Source organism: Micromonospora sp. WMMD723 (assembly GCF_049863385.1).
In the GTDB taxonomy this organism is placed as follows: Bacteria; Actinomycetota; Actinomycetes; order Mycobacteriales; family Micromonosporaceae; genus Micromonospora; species Micromonospora wenchangensis.
Window position 1 is genome coordinate 3,559,710 of the sequence record NZ_JBMKNR010000001.1, and the last position, 15,192, is coordinate 3,574,901.

Below are 15,192 nucleotides of genomic sequence, written 5' to 3' on the forward strand. Positions count from 1 at the left end.
CGGCCTGGCCGAGCGGCGGGGTCACTCGCCGGTGACGCCGTCGAGGCGTTCCCGGATCAGGTCGGCGTGGCCGTTGTGCCGGGCGTACTCCTCGATCAGGTGCAGGTAGACCCAGCGCAGGCTGAAGGTCCGATGCTGGGGGCCGACCTCGGTGAACGTCTCGTCGAGCGAGCGGCCGGCGGTGGCGGCCCGGGCCAGGGCGACCTGCTCGTGGTAGGTGGCGAAGTCGGCCTCGGCGTCGGCGTGACTGACGTCGAGGTCGGCGCGTGGGTCGTCCACGGACCCGTACGGGTAGTCGACCTGTTGCCCGGCGAAGTTCTCCCGGAACCACCAGGACTCCACCTCGCCCAGATGCCGGACCAGGCCGAGCAGGGTCAGCCCGGACGGTTCCACGCTCGGAGTGCGCAACTGCCCGGCCGTCAACCCGGCGCACTTGAGCAGCAGGGTCTGCCGGTGGTAGTCGAGCCAGCTCTCCAGCATGGGCCGCTCGTCGCCGACGGGAAGTTCCGGGTTCCGGGTGATCTCCGGTGCTCGCCAGGTCATGGCCGGCATCCTCGCCGACCGGTCCGACATTCCCCGGGCCCCGCCCCGGTCAGGGGACGACGAGGACCGGCCAGCGGCCGGTGCGGACCAGGCGGGTGGCGACGGAACCGACGAGCCGGTGCCCGGCCTGCTCGGAGGAGCCGACCACCACCAGGTCCGCCCGGGACTCGTCGGCCGCCGCCCGCAGCTCGGTGTACGCGTCCCCGCGCCGGCACAGGAACGTCACCGGCAGCCCCAGTTCCTCCGCGCCCCGGCGGCACTCCTGCCGCAGTTCGTCGGCGAGTTCGTCGTGGGTCTGCTGGACCGCCCCGGCCACCACCCCCGGCATGAGGGACACGTAGCCGGCCGGGGCACTGACGAAGACCACCACCAGCGCGGCGCCCTGCCTGCGGGCCAGCCCCGCCGCGTACGACGCGGCACGCAGCGAGGTCCGGGTGCCGTCGACGCCGACCAGCACCACCCGGGGCCCGTCGGTGCCCCGCTCGAACTCCAGCGGGCGGGCCTGCGGGCCGTACTGCTCACGCTCGACGGGGGTGCTCACCGGTCAGTCCCGGGTCCCGGTGCGGACCACCGCCGCCCCGCCGCCCGCCGCGACGGCGGACTCCTGCGCGACGGTCTCGGTGACGGCGTCCCCGGTGTGCTGGCGCAGCGGGATCTCCTTGATGAAGATCACCGCGATCAGGGCGATCAGCCCGAACGGGGCGGCGGCCAGGAAGATGTCGCCGGCGCCGTGGCCGTAGGCGCTCTCCACCACGATCCGGATCGGGCCCGGCAGGGTGTGCACGTCGGGCAGGACGCCGCCGCTGCCCGAGCCGGAGGCCGGGATGCCCAGCGCGGTGAGGCCGTCGGCGATGTAGTCCTTGACCCGGTGGCCGAGGACCGCGCCGAGCACGGACACGCCGACCGCGCCGCCGAGGCTGCGGAAGAACGCCACCACCGAGCTGGCCGCGCCGAGTTCGTGGGTGCTGACGGTGTTCTGCACGGCGAGGACGAGGTTCTGCATGGTCATGCCGAGCCCGAGGCCGATCAGCGCCATGTAGACGGCGAGGTGCCAGTACGGGGTGTCGTAGCGGATCGTGCCCATCAGTGCGAATCCGGCGGTGAGCAGCGCGGAACCGGCGACCAGGTAGCGCTTCCAACGGCCGGTCCGGGTGATGATCCGGCCGACGACGACGGAGGAGACCAGCAGGCCGAGGATCATCGGCATGGTCATCAGGCCGGACATGGTCGGACTCTCGCCCCGGCTGATCTGGAAGTACTGACCCAGGAAGACCGATGCGCCGAACATGCCCACGCCGACGGCGATGCTGGCGACGACGGCGAGGGTGATGGTGCGGTTGCGGAACAGCCTCGGCGGGATCATCGGCTCGCTGGCCCGGTTCTCCACCCGGATGGCGAGCGTGCCGAGCACGACCGCGCCGGTCACCATGACGGCGCTCTGCCAGGAGATCCAGTCGTACCTGTCGCCGGCCAGGGTGACCCAGATCAGCAGCAGCGACACGGCGGCGGTGATCAGCGTCGCGCCCCACCAGTCGATCTTCACCTGACGCCTGACGACCGGCAGGTGCAGGGTCTTCTGGAGCACCACCAGGGCGGCGATGGCGAACGGCACGCCGACGTAGAAGCACCAGCGCCAGCCGAGCCAGGAGGTGTCGACGATGACGCCGCCGATCAGCGGGCCGCCGATGGTGCCGACGGCCATCACCGCGCCGAGGTAACCGCTGTACCGGCCGCGCTCGCGGGGCGCGATCATCGTCGCCATGATCACCTGGGCCAGGGCGGTGAGGCCGCCGGCCCCGACGCCCTGGAGCACCCGGCAGGCGATGAGCTGTTCGGTGGACTGGGACAGCCCGGCCAGCACGGAGCCCAGCACGAAGATGGCCAGGGAGAGCTGGACCAGGATCTTCTTGCTGGTCAGGTCGGCGAGCTTGCCCCAGATCGGGGTGGTCGCGGTGGTCGCCAGCAGGGTCGAGGTGACCACCCAGGTGTAGGCGGACTGACCACCCTTGAGCTCGGTGATGATCCGCGGCAGCGCGTTGGAGACGACCGTGGAGGAGAGGATCGCGACGAACATGCCCAGCAGCAGTCCGGAGAGGGCCTCCAGGATCTGCCGGTGGGTCATCTCGACGCCGGTCGCCCGGGTGGGCGCTGTCGCCTGGGTCATCGTCGCTGCCTCCGCTGGTGGTGAAGAGGGTGCCTCGGGCAACCGTAAGTGTTCGTTGCCTCAAGCAACAACCGGACGTGACGTGGCTCTATTCCCCCGGACCCGGGGCACGACGCCGCCCGACCCGGGGCGCGGCCGGGTTCAGAAGGTCTCGTTGAACCGGTGCATCAGGCGGGCGAACTCCTCGACGTCCCGCTTCGGCCAGGTCTCCATCGACCTGTTGATCTGGTCCATCCGGGCCGACCGGGCCGCGTCGAAGCGCCGGGTGCCCTCCTCGGTCAGCCGCAGCTGCGCCGCCCGCCGGTCGACCGGGTCCGGGTCGCGGCGCACCAGGCCCAACGCCTCCAGCCCCTGGATCTGCCGGCTCAGGGTGCCCTTACCGATACCCAGCTGGGCGGCCAGGTCGGTCAGCCGGGTCGACCCGGACCGGCGCAGCCACAGCAGCAGGCCGTACGCGTTGGGCTCCAGGTTGGGATGCACCTCCCGGGCGATCTCCCAGGACAGCGCCCGGCCCCGGCGCAGCAGCGCGGTCAGTTCGTGCTCCAGCACGCGCAGCGTCTCCGGCAGATGATCGTCCACGGCACGAGGGTACGTGGCGCGCGTCACTTCGCCGAGGAGAGTCGTTGCCGGGCCACCTCACGCAGGTGCCCGTCGCTGGTGGTGCCCTCGATCAGCACCACCGCCTCCCGCCCGGTGTGCCGCAACGTGCTCACCGCGTTGCCGAAGTACGGGCCGGCGAGCTTCTTCCAGCGCACCGTCGGGCGGCGTACCCCGGCGGAGCGGGCCAGTGCCCGGGTGGCCGCCGCCGGCCCCGCGCTCCAGCCCAGCTTCATCAGCGGGCGCATCGCCGCCGGCACCTGGTTGTGGATCGGGGAACAGGTGAGCTGGTGCACCGGGGTGCGGACCGCCGGGTCGTCGAACCGGGCGCGGGCCACGTACGAGTGGTGCACGTCGCCGGAGAGCACGCTGATCGACGCCGGCGCCGGGTACGCGGGCCCCGCGCCGACCCGGTCCCCGGTGCTGCCCGGGTCGCCGCTGCCCAGCCGCACGAACAGCGCCCCGAGGGCGTCGAACGAGCGGCGGAACGCGGCCCAGTGCTCCAGGTCCAGCGCCCGGCGCAGCTTCTCGGCCAGCCCGGCGACCCACGGCCTGCCCGAGTCGGCCAGCTTCTCGTTCCACGCCTCCACGTGGTGGATGCCCGGCGGCAGCAGCCAGGGCAGCGACGCGCCGACCACCAGGTGGTCGTAGACCCCGTGGGCCCGGTCCAGGAACCAGGACCACTCGCCGGCCGGCAGCATCGACCGGGCACCCGGTTCGAGCACCCGGCTGCACCTGTTGTCCAGCATGACCAGCCGGGTCCGGCCCAGGTCCAGCGCGTAGCTCCACTGGTACTGCACGGCCCGCCAGCGCTCGGTGTCGTGTGCCTCGTCGGCCTCCCTGTCGACCCGTTCGCCGAACTCGCGCAGCACGGTGGTGGCGTCCTCGGCGGCGACCACCTTGGCGTAGAGCGGGTCGGCGGCGATCTCGTCCGGGGCGAGGTTGCCCAGGTGCTGGTAGACCCAGTAGGAGGCCAGGCCGCTGCGGATCCGCTCGGCCCACCAGGCCTGCCGGCGCATGTCGGCCCGCCACGACTTCGAGGTGTTCCAGTCGTCGATCACCTCGTGGTCGTCGAAGATCATCACGCTGGGCACGGTGGAGAGCAGCCAGCGGATCTCCGGGTCGCGCCAGGACTCCAGGTAGAGCTTGGTGTACTCGTCGAAGCTGACCACCTGGTCGGCCGGGGCGTCCTTCGGACGCCGCCGACGCCGCTTGAGCAGCCGCCTGACCGTGGGCGAGGTGACGTCGGCGTAGACCTGGTCACCGAGCAGCACCAGCAGGTCGGGCAGGTCGTCCGGGTCGGGCGCGGCCATCAGCCGCCGGGCGTACGCGTCCAGCGCGTCCGGGGGCAGCTTGCGGGTGGTGTTGTGCTGGGTGGTCTCCCGGCACGACCCGAAGATCAGGCTGACCGGCTGGTCCCGGTCGTCGGCCGCCCTGGTCCGGATCACGCTGGGCGGGAACCCGTCGCGGGCCACCGGCCAGACCAGCTCGTCGTCGACCAGCACCTCGTAGGTGGTGGCGTGGTCCGGGGTGAGCCCCTCCACCACCACCAGCGCGTAGTGGTGGTCGTACGCGGAGAAGGTCGGCGCGGAGCCGGTGGCACCGTGCGCCGTGCGGACGGTGACCACCGCGGGCCCGCCGGTCTCCACCCACACCGTCGCCCGGGTGCCGACCACCCGGCGCAGCAACGGGCCGATGAGCAGGCGTGGCTCGGGCATGGGTGGCACCTCCGAGGAGAAGACGGTTCAGCTCTGCTACCCCGCGGGCGGGTGGGTCACCCCCGGCAGCGGCGAGCGTACCCGCAGCTCGCCCGGGTCTGGAGGCGGTGAGTGGGACGCGGTCGTCGGCATCTGACAGGATTTCGGCATGACGGACTACCTCCTCGTCGCACTGGCCCTGCTCGGCGTGCTGATCCTCGGCGGCCTCGGCCTGGTCGTGCCCCGGCTGCGTCGGCGTGCCGCACCCCCGCTGCCGCAGACCGAGGTCGACACCCGGGCCGAGGAGGACCTGGCCGGGCCACCCGTCGAGGCGGCCGAGTCCGACCTCTCCACCGGCGTGCTGGTCGAGCCGCCGGTGGCGACGGCCCCGCCGCTGGAGGTCCCCGAGCCGACCGCCGGCCGGCTGGTCCGGCTGCGATCCCGGCTGGCCCGCTCGCAGAACGCCTTCGGCAAGGGCCTGCTCGGCCTGCTCGCCCGCGACCACCTCGACGAGGACGCCTGGGAGGAGATCGAGGACAGCCTGATCACCGCCGACGTCGGCATCGACGCCACCCGGGACATCGTCGACCGGCTCCGCGAGCGGACCCGGGTGCTCGGCACCCGCTCCGCCGGTGAGCTGCGCGACCTGCTCGCCGCCGAGCTGGTCAACGCGCTCGACCCGGGCCTGGACCGGTCACTGCGCACCACCGGCCGCGACGGCGTGCCGGCGGTGCTGCTGGTGGTCGGGGTCAACGGTGCCGGCAAGACCACCACCTGCGGCAAGATCGCCCGGGTGCTGGTCGCCGACGGGCGCTCGGTCACCCTCGGCGCGGCCGACACCTTCCGGGCCGCCGCCGCCGACCAGCTGGAGACCTGGGGCGGCCGGGTGGGCGCCGAGACGGTCCGGGGCGCGGAGGGCGCCGACCCGGCCAGCGTGGCCTTCGACGCGGTCCGCCGGGGCATCGACGCCGGCACGGACACCGTGCTCATCGACACCGCCGGCCGGTTGCAGAACAAGATCGGCCTGATGGACGAGCTGGGCAAGGTCAAGCGGGTGGTGGAGAAGCACGGCCCGATCGACGAGACGCTGCTGATCCTGGACGCCACCACCGGGCAGAACGGGCTGGAACAGGCCCGGGTGTTCACCGAGGTGGTGAACGTGACAGGGGTGGTGCTGACCAAGCTCGACGGGACGGCCAAGGGCGGCATCGTGATCGCCGTCCAGCGCAAGCTCGGCATCCCGGTCAAGCTGGTCGGTCTCGGCGAGGGCGCGGACGATCTGGCCCCGTTCGACCCGGCGCAGTTCGTCGACGCGCTGCTCGGCACCGAGCCGCTCGCCCGGGACGCGTAACCTCGCGGTGAGCAACGACGATCGCGCGTACGCCGGGTGGCGTGACCCCCGCCATGCGGCGCCGGGCCTGGGGAGACCGTACGTGACCTCGCAGGAGATCCCGCTGCACGGCGGGAACGTGAGCACCGTCGTCCGGGTCGGCGACACCGTCCGGCGCAACGCCGGCCCGTGGACGCCCTCGGTGCACGCCCTCCTGCGCCACCTGGAGTACGTCGGGTTCACCGGCGCTCCCCGGGCGCTGGGCATGGACGAGCGCAACCGGGAGGTGCTGTCCTACCTCGAAGGGGAGTGCGGGGAGTACCCGCTGGCCCCGCACTGGGTCACCGACGAGGCGCTGGTGACGGTGGCCACCATGCTGCGGATGTTCCACGACGCCCAGTACGGCTTCGCCCCGCCGCCCGGCGCGGTGTGGCGCTCGTTCGGGCCGCCGCCGCCGGACACCGAGGTGATCTGCCACCACGACGCCGCCCCGCACAACGTGATCTGGCGGCCGGACGGCACCCTCGGCCTGATCGACTTCGACCTCGCCTCGCCCGGGGCCCGGATCTACGACGTGGCGTACGCGGCGTGGACCTGGGTGCCGATCTTCGCCGACCGGGACTCGATCACGCTCGGCTGGAAGCACCCGGACCGGCCCCGCCGGCTGCGGTTGTTCGCCGACGCGTACGGGCTGATCCCCCGGGACCGGCACCGGCTGATCCGGACCATCCGTAAGCGGATCGTCGACCATGTGGAGGGCATCCGGCGGATGGCGGCGGCGGGGGAGCCGGCGTTCGTCCGGATCGTGCACAAGGGTCACCTCCGTCGCCCGATGCGCGACCTGCGCCTGCTCGACTACGAACGGCACACCCTGGAGTACGCCCTGCGCTGAGCGTGGGCTCCTCCTGCGTGCGGGGTCCCGGAACATCCCAGCGGTCGACCGCATCGGGGAAAGAGTGGCCGTTCGTTGCCGGAACGGCCACTCTTTCGTATCCGGGATTTCATGATCGAGGTTCTTCACACGCCGGAAACAACCCGTCACGTGTCGGAAATCGAGGGGTGTCGGTCCAGGAAACAGCAGCCGGCCAAGCTTCCGCGCAACCGGCGTACGGGCGACGCTGCCCCGGAAGCCGCGAAGGAGGGAACTTCACCTTTAGGAGGCCAGCGTGCCTGAAGCACCGACGATCGACGGCGGCAACACCGTTTGGCTGCTGGTTTCGACCGCTCTCGTGCTGCTCATGACCCCCGGACTGGCGCTGTTCTACGGCGGCCTCAACCGGGCCAAGGGCGTGCTCAACATGATGATGATGAGCTTCTCCGCCATCGGGCTCATCTCTGTTCTGTGGTGGTTCTACGGTTTCAGCATTGCTTTCGGGACCGACGTCAACGGTTTCTGGGGCGACCCCGGTGCGTACCTGGGCACCAAGACCTTCCTCGCCGAGACCGACCTGTGGGGCGCCACGGCGGAGAACCCCAGCGGCATCGGCGTCCCGCTGTACGTGTTCATGGCGTTCCAGATGGTCTTCGCGGTGATCACCGTCGCGCTGATCAGCGGCGCGATCTCCGACCGGGCCAAGTTCGGCGGCTGGCTGCTGTTCGCCTTCGGCTGGGCCACCCTGGTCTACTTCCCCGTCGCCCACTGGGTGTGGGGCGGCGGCATCATCGGCGCCAAGATCCACGCGCTCGACTTCGCCGGTGGTACCGCGGTGCACATCAACGCCGGTGCGGCGGCCCTCGCCGTCGCCCTGGTGCTCGGCAAGCGGCTCGGCTGGCCGCGTGAGGGCATGAAGCCGCACAACATCCCGCTGGTCGCGCTCGGCGCCGGCCTGCTGTGGTTCGGTTGGTTCGGCTTCAACGCCGGGTCGGAGCTGACCGTCGACTCGGTCGCCGGGCTGGCCTTCATCAACACCCAGCTCGCCACCGCCGCGGCGGTGCTCGGCTGGATCGCGGTGGAGTGGATCAAGGACAAGAAGCCGACCATGGTCGGTGCCTCGTCCGGTGCCGTCGCCGGTCTGGTCGCCATCACCCCGGCCTGCGGGTTCATCGCCCCCTGGGCGGCCGTCCTGCTCGGCATCGTCGCCGGTGTGGTCTGCGCCCTGGCCATCAGCCTGAAGTACAAGCTCGGCTACGACGACTCGCTCGACGTGGTTGGCGTGCACTTCGTCGGCGGCTGGATCGGCTCGCTGTGGCTCGGCCTGTTCGCCACCAACTCGGTCAACGCCGCGATCAGCGACGTGGTCGGCGCCTCCGACGGCCTGTTCTACGGCGGCGGTGTGACCCAGTTCGGCCGCCAGGCCCTCGCCGGCCTGATCGTGACCGCCTGGTCGTTCGGTGTCGCCTGGGTGCTCGCCTTCGTCATCGACAAGACCCTCGGCTTCCGGGTCAAGGCCGAGGACGAGGTCGAGGGCATCGACATCAGCGAGCACGCGGAGAGCGGTTACGACCTCTCCCCGAGCACCGGCGGTGCCGGTGGCGGGGCGTTCGCGATGGCCGGGATCACCCCGGGCGGCGCGAAGGCCTCCGAGCCGGCCGCCGCGCCGGTGGACGAGAAGGTCGCCGGTTAACGTTCGGAGAATGGAGGGCATGGACATGAAGCTGGTGACCGCGGTCATCAAGCCGTACCAACTGGACGCGGTGAAGGAGGCCCTGCACGCTCTCGGCGTTGCCGGCCTGACCGTCAGCGAGGTCCAGGGGTACGGGCGTCAGAAGGGGCACACCGAGGTCTACCGGGGTGCCGAGTACACGGTCGAGTTCCTGCCCAAGATCCGGGTCGAGGTGCTCACCGACGAGATGGACGTCGACAAGGTCGTCGACGCGATCGTGGCCGCCGCCCGTACCGGCAAGATCGGTGACGGCAAGGTCTGGGTGACCGGCGTGGAAGAGGTCGTCCGGGTCCGTACCGGCGAGCGCGGCCTCGACGCCCTGTAGGAGGACCTGTAGATGACCCCGTCGACCAGGAGGAACGCGTCGGACGACAGCACCGACGCAGGGACGGACCTCCTGGTCGACGGGGTCGTCGGGGTTCCCCCGGGCATCGGCGAACCGGCCCGGCTCGCCCGGGCCGGGGCGTTCGACGCCTGGCTGCACGGCCTGCTGCCGGCCCGGGAGGGCATCGCCCTGATCGCCGTCGGCGGCCTCGGCCGTCGGCAGTGCGCCCCCTACGGGGACCTCGACCTCGTGCTGCTGCACGCCGGGGTGCCCGGGGTGGACGAGTTGGCCGCCGCACTGTGGTACCCGATCTGGGACGCCGGGGTCCGGCTCGACCACTCCGTGCGGACCCTCGCCGAGGCGCTGTCGGTGGCCCAGGACGACGTCAAGGTCGCCCTGGCCCTGCTCGACGCCCGGTTCGTCGCCGGTGACCGGGCGCTGGCCGACACCCTCACCCGGACCGCCACCGACCACTGGCGGCGGACCGCCGTCCGCCAGCTGCCCGCCCTGCGGGAGATCACCGAGGTGCGCTGGCGTACCCACGGCGAACTGGCCTTCCTGCTCGAAGGCGACCTGAAGGAGGCCGCCGGCGGGCTGCGCGACGTGGGCATCCTGCGGGCCATCGCCACCGCCGGGATCACCGACGCGCTGCGTCCCGCCGTCCGCGCCGCCCACCTGCGGTTGCTGGACACCCGCGACGCCCTGCACCAGCAGGTGGGCCGCCGGGTCGACCGGCTGGTCGCCCAGGAACGCGCCGGGGTCGCCGCGCTGCTCGGCCTGCGCCAGTCGGCGGCCGAGGCCGCCGGGGCCGGGGCGCGGGCGGACTCCGGCGACGGTGACGCCCTGCTGCGTCGGGTGGCCGGCGACGCGCGCACCGTCAGCCACGCCCTCGACGACGCCTGGCGGGCCGCCGACCGGCTCCGCTCCGGCCGTCGCCGGGGCACCGACGGCCGACCGCTGCGCCGCCCGGTCGCCCGGGACGTGGTCGAGCACGACGGGGAGCTGGTGCTGGCCCGGACCGCCATCGGGGCCCGCCCCGACCCGAGCCTGTCGCTGCGGATCGCCGCCGCCGCGGCCACCCACCGGCTGCCGATCGCGCGGGCCACCTGCGAGTGGCTGGCCGCGTACTGCCCGCCGCTGCCCGCGCCCTGGCCGCCGGCCGCCCGGGCCGCGTTCGTCACGCTGCTCGGCGCCGGCCCCGGCCTGGTGCCCGCCTGGGAGACCTGCGACCGGTACGGCCTGATCGACGGCTGGCTGCCCGAGTGGACCCGGCTGCGCAGCCTGCCCCAGCACAACCCGGTGCACCGGTTCACCCTCGATCGGCACCTGGTGCAGGCCGCGTACGAGGCGAGCCGGCACACCCGCGACGTCGAGCGCCCCGACCTGCTGCTGATCGGCGCGTTCCTGCACGACATCGGCAAGGGGCTGGACGGCGACCACTCCACCGTCGGCGCGCCGCTGGCCGAGGCGGTGGCCACCCGGATCGGCCTGCCCGCCGAGGAGGCCGCGCTGATCGGCACGCTGGTCCGGCTGCACCTGCTCCTGCCCGACGTGGCGACCCGCCGCGACCTGTCCGACCCGAAGACGATCGCCGGGGTGGCCGAGCGGGTCGGCGACACCACCACGCTGGAACTGCTGCACGCCCTGGTGCTGGCCGACGCCGCCGCCACCGGCCCGGCCGCCTGGTCCGGCTGGAAGGGGCGGCTGATCGCCGAGTTGGTCGCCCGGGTGCGGACCACCCTGGACACCGGCGTGGTGCCCGCCCCGCCGGCCCCCGACCCGGCGCTGGTCTCCGGGCCACTGCCGGTCGTACACCTGACCGAGGACCGGGTGGCGGTGGCCGCGGCCGACCGGCGGGGGCTGCTCGCCACGGTCGCCGGTTGCCTGGCCCTGCACCGGCTGGAGGTGATCTCGGCGGACGCCGCCACGGTCGACGGCCGGGCCCTGGTCGAGTGCCTGGTGCAGCCGCGCTACGGGCTGGCCCCGGACCCGATCGCACTCAGCGCCGACCTGCGGCGCGCGGTCACCGGTGACGTCTCGGTGACCCAACGGCTGCGTGGCCGGGCGCTGGCCGCCCGCAGTGGGGGAGCGGCCCCCCGGGTCGTCTGGCACCGGGAGGCGGCCACCGACGCGGTCCTGCTGGAGCTGCGCGCCGCCGACGCCGCGGGCCTGCTCTACCGGGTCACCTGCGCGCTGGACGAGGCCGGGGCGCAGGTGCGCGCCGCCCGGATCTCCACCCTCGGCGGTGACGTGGTCGACGCGTTCTACCTGGTCGGTGGCTGGCCGTCGGACGAGCAGCGGGACCACATCAAGGCCGCCGTCCTCGCCGCCGTGTAGGACCGCGCCGGCCGGAGGCGACGCCGCCCGCACGTGGTGCCGGCGGACCTGCGGTGTGTCCGACGTCCACCGTCCGGGCCAGCGGGTGCGTCGTGGGCGTCGCCGCCGGCCGGCCCCGGGCACGGGCGCGTGGCGCGGCGCGCGGGGCCGGAGCGGGCGTGCGGCCGGCGGGCTACCCTAACGGTGGGCTGGACAGCCGGCCCGGCCGCACCTGTGCCCGCCGCTGACGACATACGGGATGTTCGCGTGTTTGACACCTTGAGTGACCGCCTGTCCGGAATCTTCACCAAGCTCCGCGGCAAGGGCCGGCTCACCGACGCCGACATCGACGCCACCGCCCGCGAGATCCGCCTGGCGTTGCTGGAGGCGGACGTCGCGCTCCCGGTGGTGAAAGGCTTCATCGCGAACGTCAAGGAGCGGGCCCGCAGCGCGGAGGTCTCCCAGGCGCTCAACCCGGCCCAGCAGATCGTCAAGATCGTCAACGAAGAGCTGATCAACGTGCTCGGCGGCGAGGGCCGGCGGCTCCAGTTCGCCAAGCAGCCGCCGACCGTGATCATGCTGGCCGGCCTCCAGGGCTCCGGTAAGACCACCCTCGCCGGCAAGCTGGCCCGCTGGCTCAAGGCCCAGGGGCACCAGCCGCTGCTGGTCGCCGCCGACCTCCAGCGTCCCAACGCCGTCGGGCAGCTCCAGGTGCTCGGTGGCCGCGCCGGCGTCGAGGTGTACGCCCCGGAGCCCGGCAACGGCACCGGCGACCCGGTGCAGGTCGCCCGCGCCTCGATCGAGCACGCGAAGCGGGCCGCCCGGGACATCGTCATCGTCGACACCGCCGGCCGGCTCGGCATCGACGCCGAGATGATGCAGCAGGCCGCCGACATCCGCGACGCGGTCGACCCCGACGAGGTCATCTTCGTCATCGACGCGATGGTCGGCCAGGACGCGGTCCGCACCGCCGAGGCGTTCCGCGACGGCGTGGGCATCACCGGTGTGGTCCTGTCCAAGCTCGACGGCGACGCCCGGGGTGGTGCCGCGCTGTCGGTGCGGGAGGTCACCGGCCAGCCGATCCTGTTCGCCTCCACCGGTGAGAAGCTGGAGGACTTCGACGTCTTCCACCCCGACCGGATGGCCAGCCGGATCCTCGGCATGGGCGACGTCCTCACTCTGATCGAGCAGGCCGAGCAGGCCTTCGACACCGATCAGAAGGAGAAGATGACCGCCAAGCTGATGGGCGGCGAGCAGTTCACCCTGGAGGACTTCCTCGACCAGCTCATCGCGGTGCGGCGGATGGGCCCGATCGCCAACGTGCTGGCCATGATGCCCGGCATGGGGCAGATGAAGGACCAGCTCGCCGAGCTGGACGACAAGCACTTCGACCGGGTCACCGCGATCATCAGGTCGATGACCCCGGCCGAGCGGACCAACCCGAAGATCATCAACGGCTCCCGGCGGGCCCGTATCGCCGGTGGCTCCGGGGTCACCGTGATGGACGTCAACCAGCTGCTCAACCGCTTCGCCGACGCGCAGAAGATGATGAAGCAGATGGGCGGCATGATGGGCCTGCCCGGTGGGGGCCGGCGCAAGGCCACCAAGTCCCCGAAGAACAAGCGCAAGGGCACCAAGGGCGGCAACCGGCCGCGCAGCGGCGCGGGCGCCGGGCTGCCGGGCGGCTTCCCCGGTGGCATGCCGCAGCTCCCGCCGGGGATGGACCCGAACGACCTGGCGGGCGGCCAGGGGCTGCCGCCGGGCTTCAAGCTTCCGAAGATCGACTTCAACAAGCTCGGCAGGGGCGACAACCGGCCCCGCTGACGCGTGTCGATTACGGTGGGCGACGGGGTGGGCGCTTAGGGTGGTTCCGCCCCCTGGAAGGAGATGTCATGACCGCGGCCCCGATCCTGCCCGAACGGCACGAGTGGACGGTCGACGACCTCGGCGACCTGCCGAAGGACCTTCCGTACGAACTGATCAACGGAAGGTTGATCGTGCCGTCCCCCACTGCCCTGCATCAGGACCTGTGCGTCCGTCTGTTGCTCGCCGTCGAAGTCAACTGCCCGTCGGATCACCTCGTGAGTTTCGACCTGTCGATGCGGGTCGACCGCCGCAACGAGCCCCGGCCCGACGTGGTGGCGATCCACCGCCGGCACGCCGGGCGGTCGCCCGTCCCCGTCGAGGACGCCCTGCTGGCCGTGGAGGTGGTGTCACCCACCTCCACCTTCCGCGACATGTACGACAAGGCGAAGGTGTACGCGCACGCCGGGGTCCGCTCGTACTGGGTGGTCGACCCGCTCCAGGACCGGATCACGCTGACCGAGTACGCACTCGGTCCCGGCGGTCGCGACTACGAGCAGCTCACCCACACCGAGGACCTGTTCGTCACCGAACAGCCGTGGAAGGTCTCGGTCGACCTGCCGGCGCTGACCGCCCGGAAGAACGACCTGCTCGCCCCCGACGGGCCGTGATCGGGTAGGACTGTGCGCATGGCTCTGCATGTGCGCGGTGTGCTCCTGCCCGACGACGAGGTCCGGGACGTCTGGCTCGACGGCGACCGGGTCACCTTCGACCCGGTGCCCGACGCCGAGACGGTCGCCGACTCCGGGTTCGTGCTTCCCGGGCTGGTCGACGCCCACTGCCACCTCGGCATCGCCCGGGGCGCCACCCCGGTCACCTCCCTCGACCAGGCCCGCACGTTGGCCCGTACCGACCGGGACGCCGGGGTGCTCGCGCTGCGCGACGCCGGCTCGCCGTACCCGTACCCCGAACTCGACGACGAACCGGACCTGCCGCGACTGGCCCGCGCCGGGCGGCACGTCGCCCCGCCGAAGCGCTACCTGCGCGACATCGGCCTGGAGGTCGACGCGGCGGAGGTGACCGCGGCGGTCACCGCGCAGGCCGCCGCCGGCAACGGCTGGGTCAAGCTGGTCGGCGACTGGATCGACCGGGGCGTCGGCGACCTCGCGCCGGCCTGGGACGCCGACACGATGGCCGCCGCGGTGGCCGCCGCGCACGCCGCCGGGGTACGCGCGGCGGTGCACACGTTCAGCGAGTCGGCCGTGGAGATCATGGTGAAGGCCGGGGTGGACTCGGTGGAGCACGGCACCGGGCTGAGCCTCGACCTGATCGACCTGATGGCCCGGCAGGGCACGGCGCTGGTCCCCACGATGATCAACATTCGGACGTTCGGGGGCATCGCCGCCGCGGCCCGCCCCAAGTTCCCCGGCTACGCCGACCACATGATCGCCCTGCGCGACCGCTTCCCCGAGGTGGTGCGGGCCGCCCACGAGGCCGGGGTGCCGATCTACGTGGGCACCGACGCGGGCGGCGGCATCGACCACGGGCTGGCCGCCGAGGAGATGCTGCTGCTGCACGAGCAGGCCGGCATGCCCGCCGTGGACGTCCTCGCCGCCGCCTCCTGGCGGGCCCGGCAGTGGCTCGGCTTCCCCGGCCTGGTCGAGGGCGGCCTGGCGGACCTGGTCGTCTACCCCGAGGACCCGCGCCGCGACCTGCGGGTGGTCCGGACGCCCAGCCGGATCGTCCTGCGCGGCCGGGTGGTCCGCTGACCCCGGTCGGGCGGCGCGGGGCGCGGCAGCGCGCCCGATGACGCC

Annotated in this window: 13 protein-coding genes; 8 read left to right on the plus strand and 5 right to left on the minus strand. The window is 72.7% G+C overall.

The features are described 5' to 3' along the window. Positions 1-21: 21 nt before the first annotated feature. The 5 genes from ACN261_RS16090 to ACN261_RS16110 all read right to left on the minus strand — a co-directional run bounded on the left by ACN261_RS16090 (position 22) and on the right by ACN261_RS16110 (position 5,022). A complete protein-coding gene (locus ACN261_RS16090) occupies positions 22-543 on the minus strand; it encodes a DinB family protein (RefSeq protein WP_421486143.1) in 522 nt (173 codons plus the stop codon). Positions 544-592: 49 nt separating this feature from the next. Continuing rightward, positions 593-1,084 (minus strand): universal stress protein, encoded by a 492-nt coding sequence (locus tag ACN261_RS16095; protein WP_421486145.1) that lies wholly within the window; start codon positions 1,082-1,084, stop codon positions 593-595. Between the two features lie 3 nt (positions 1,085-1,087). After that, the gene (locus ACN261_RS16100; protein WP_425850894.1) at positions 1,088-2,707 is read right to left on the minus strand and encodes an MDR family MFS transporter; all 1,620 of its coding nucleotides are present in this window, start codon (positions 2,705-2,707) and stop codon (positions 1,088-1,090) included. Between the two features lie 141 nt (positions 2,708-2,848). Continuing rightward, positions 2,849-3,286, minus strand: a complete 438-nt coding sequence (locus ACN261_RS16105) for a MarR family winged helix-turn-helix transcriptional regulator (RefSeq protein WP_377682928.1) — start codon at positions 3,284-3,286, stop codon at positions 2,849-2,851. A 23-nt stretch (positions 3,287-3,309) separates the two neighbouring features. Beyond that, entirely contained in the window at positions 3,310-5,022 is a 1,713-nt protein-coding gene (locus ACN261_RS16110; protein WP_421486148.1) for an alkaline phosphatase D family protein, read from the minus strand. A 148-nt stretch (positions 5,023-5,170) separates the two neighbouring features. Between ACN261_RS16110 and ftsY the strand changes: the two genes are divergently transcribed. The 8 genes from ftsY (at position 5,171) to ACN261_RS16150 (ending at position 15,147) form a co-directional block, all read left to right on the plus strand. Next, the gene (ftsY, locus tag ACN261_RS16115) at positions 5,171-6,352 is read left to right on the plus strand and encodes a signal recognition particle-docking protein FtsY (RefSeq protein WP_421486150.1); all 1,182 of its coding nucleotides are present in this window, start codon (positions 5,171-5,173) and stop codon (positions 6,350-6,352) included. A gap of 7 nt (positions 6,353-6,359) precedes the next feature. Then, positions 6,360-7,223: an aminoglycoside phosphotransferase family protein gene (locus ACN261_RS16120; protein ID WP_204923815.1), complete on the plus strand. Its 864-nt coding sequence runs from the start codon at positions 6,360-6,362 to the stop codon at positions 7,221-7,223. A gap of 274 nt (positions 7,224-7,497) precedes the next feature. Then, positions 7,498-8,895: an ammonium transporter gene (locus ACN261_RS16125; RefSeq protein ID WP_204923816.1), complete on the plus strand. Its 1,398-nt coding sequence runs from the start codon at positions 7,498-7,500 to the stop codon at positions 8,893-8,895. A 25-nt stretch (positions 8,896-8,920) separates the two neighbouring features. After that, positions 8,921-9,259, plus strand: a complete 339-nt coding sequence (locus tag ACN261_RS16130; RefSeq protein ID WP_067307311.1) for a P-II family nitrogen regulator — start codon at positions 8,921-8,923, stop codon at positions 9,257-9,259. Positions 9,260-9,271: 12 nt separating this feature from the next. Continuing rightward, positions 9,272-11,596 (plus strand): [protein-PII] uridylyltransferase, encoded by a 2,325-nt coding sequence (locus ACN261_RS16135; RefSeq protein WP_425850898.1) that lies wholly within the window; start codon positions 9,272-9,274, stop codon positions 11,594-11,596. A 246-nt stretch (positions 11,597-11,842) separates the two neighbouring features. Continuing rightward, complete coding sequence (ffh, locus tag ACN261_RS16140) at positions 11,843-13,399, plus strand: signal recognition particle protein (protein ID WP_204956862.1); 1,557 nt, start codon at positions 11,843-11,845, stop codon at positions 13,397-13,399. A gap of 68 nt (positions 13,400-13,467) precedes the next feature. After that, entirely contained in the window at positions 13,468-14,049 is a 582-nt protein-coding gene (locus tag ACN261_RS16145; protein WP_363789939.1) for a Uma2 family endonuclease, read from the plus strand. Between the two features lie 18 nt (positions 14,050-14,067). Continuing rightward, positions 14,068-15,147 (plus strand): amidohydrolase family protein, encoded by a 1,080-nt coding sequence (locus ACN261_RS16150; protein ID WP_421486154.1) that lies wholly within the window; start codon positions 14,068-14,070, stop codon positions 15,145-15,147. Positions 15,148-15,192 lie beyond the last annotated feature (45 nt).

Coding starts and splice junctions, on each gene's coding strand:
- ACN261_RS16100 (WP_425850894.1), bottom strand. CDS start 2,707: ATGACCCAGGCGACAGCGCCCACCCGGGCGACCGGCGTCGAGATGACC.
- ACN261_RS16090 (WP_421486143.1), bottom strand. CDS start 543: ATGACCTGGCGAGCACCGGAGATCACCCGGAACCCGGAACTTCCCGTC.
- ACN261_RS16130 (WP_067307311.1), top strand. CDS start 8,921: ATGAAGCTGGTGACCGCGGTCATCAAGCCGTACCAACTGGACGCGGTG.
- ACN261_RS16110 (WP_421486148.1), bottom strand. CDS start 5,022: ATGCCCGAGCCACGCCTGCTCATCGGCCCGTTGCTGCGCCGGGTGGTC.
- ACN261_RS16145 (WP_363789939.1), top strand. CDS start 13,468: ATGACCGCGGCCCCGATCCTGCCCGAACGGCACGAGTGGACGGTCGAC.
- ACN261_RS16150 (WP_421486154.1), top strand. CDS start 14,068: ATGGCTCTGCATGTGCGCGGTGTGCTCCTGCCCGACGACGAGGTCCGG.
- ftsY (WP_421486150.1), top strand. CDS start 5,171: ATGACGGACTACCTCCTCGTCGCACTGGCCCTGCTCGGCGTGCTGATC.
- ACN261_RS16135 (WP_425850898.1), top strand. CDS start 9,272: ATGACCCCGTCGACCAGGAGGAACGCGTCGGACGACAGCACCGACGCA.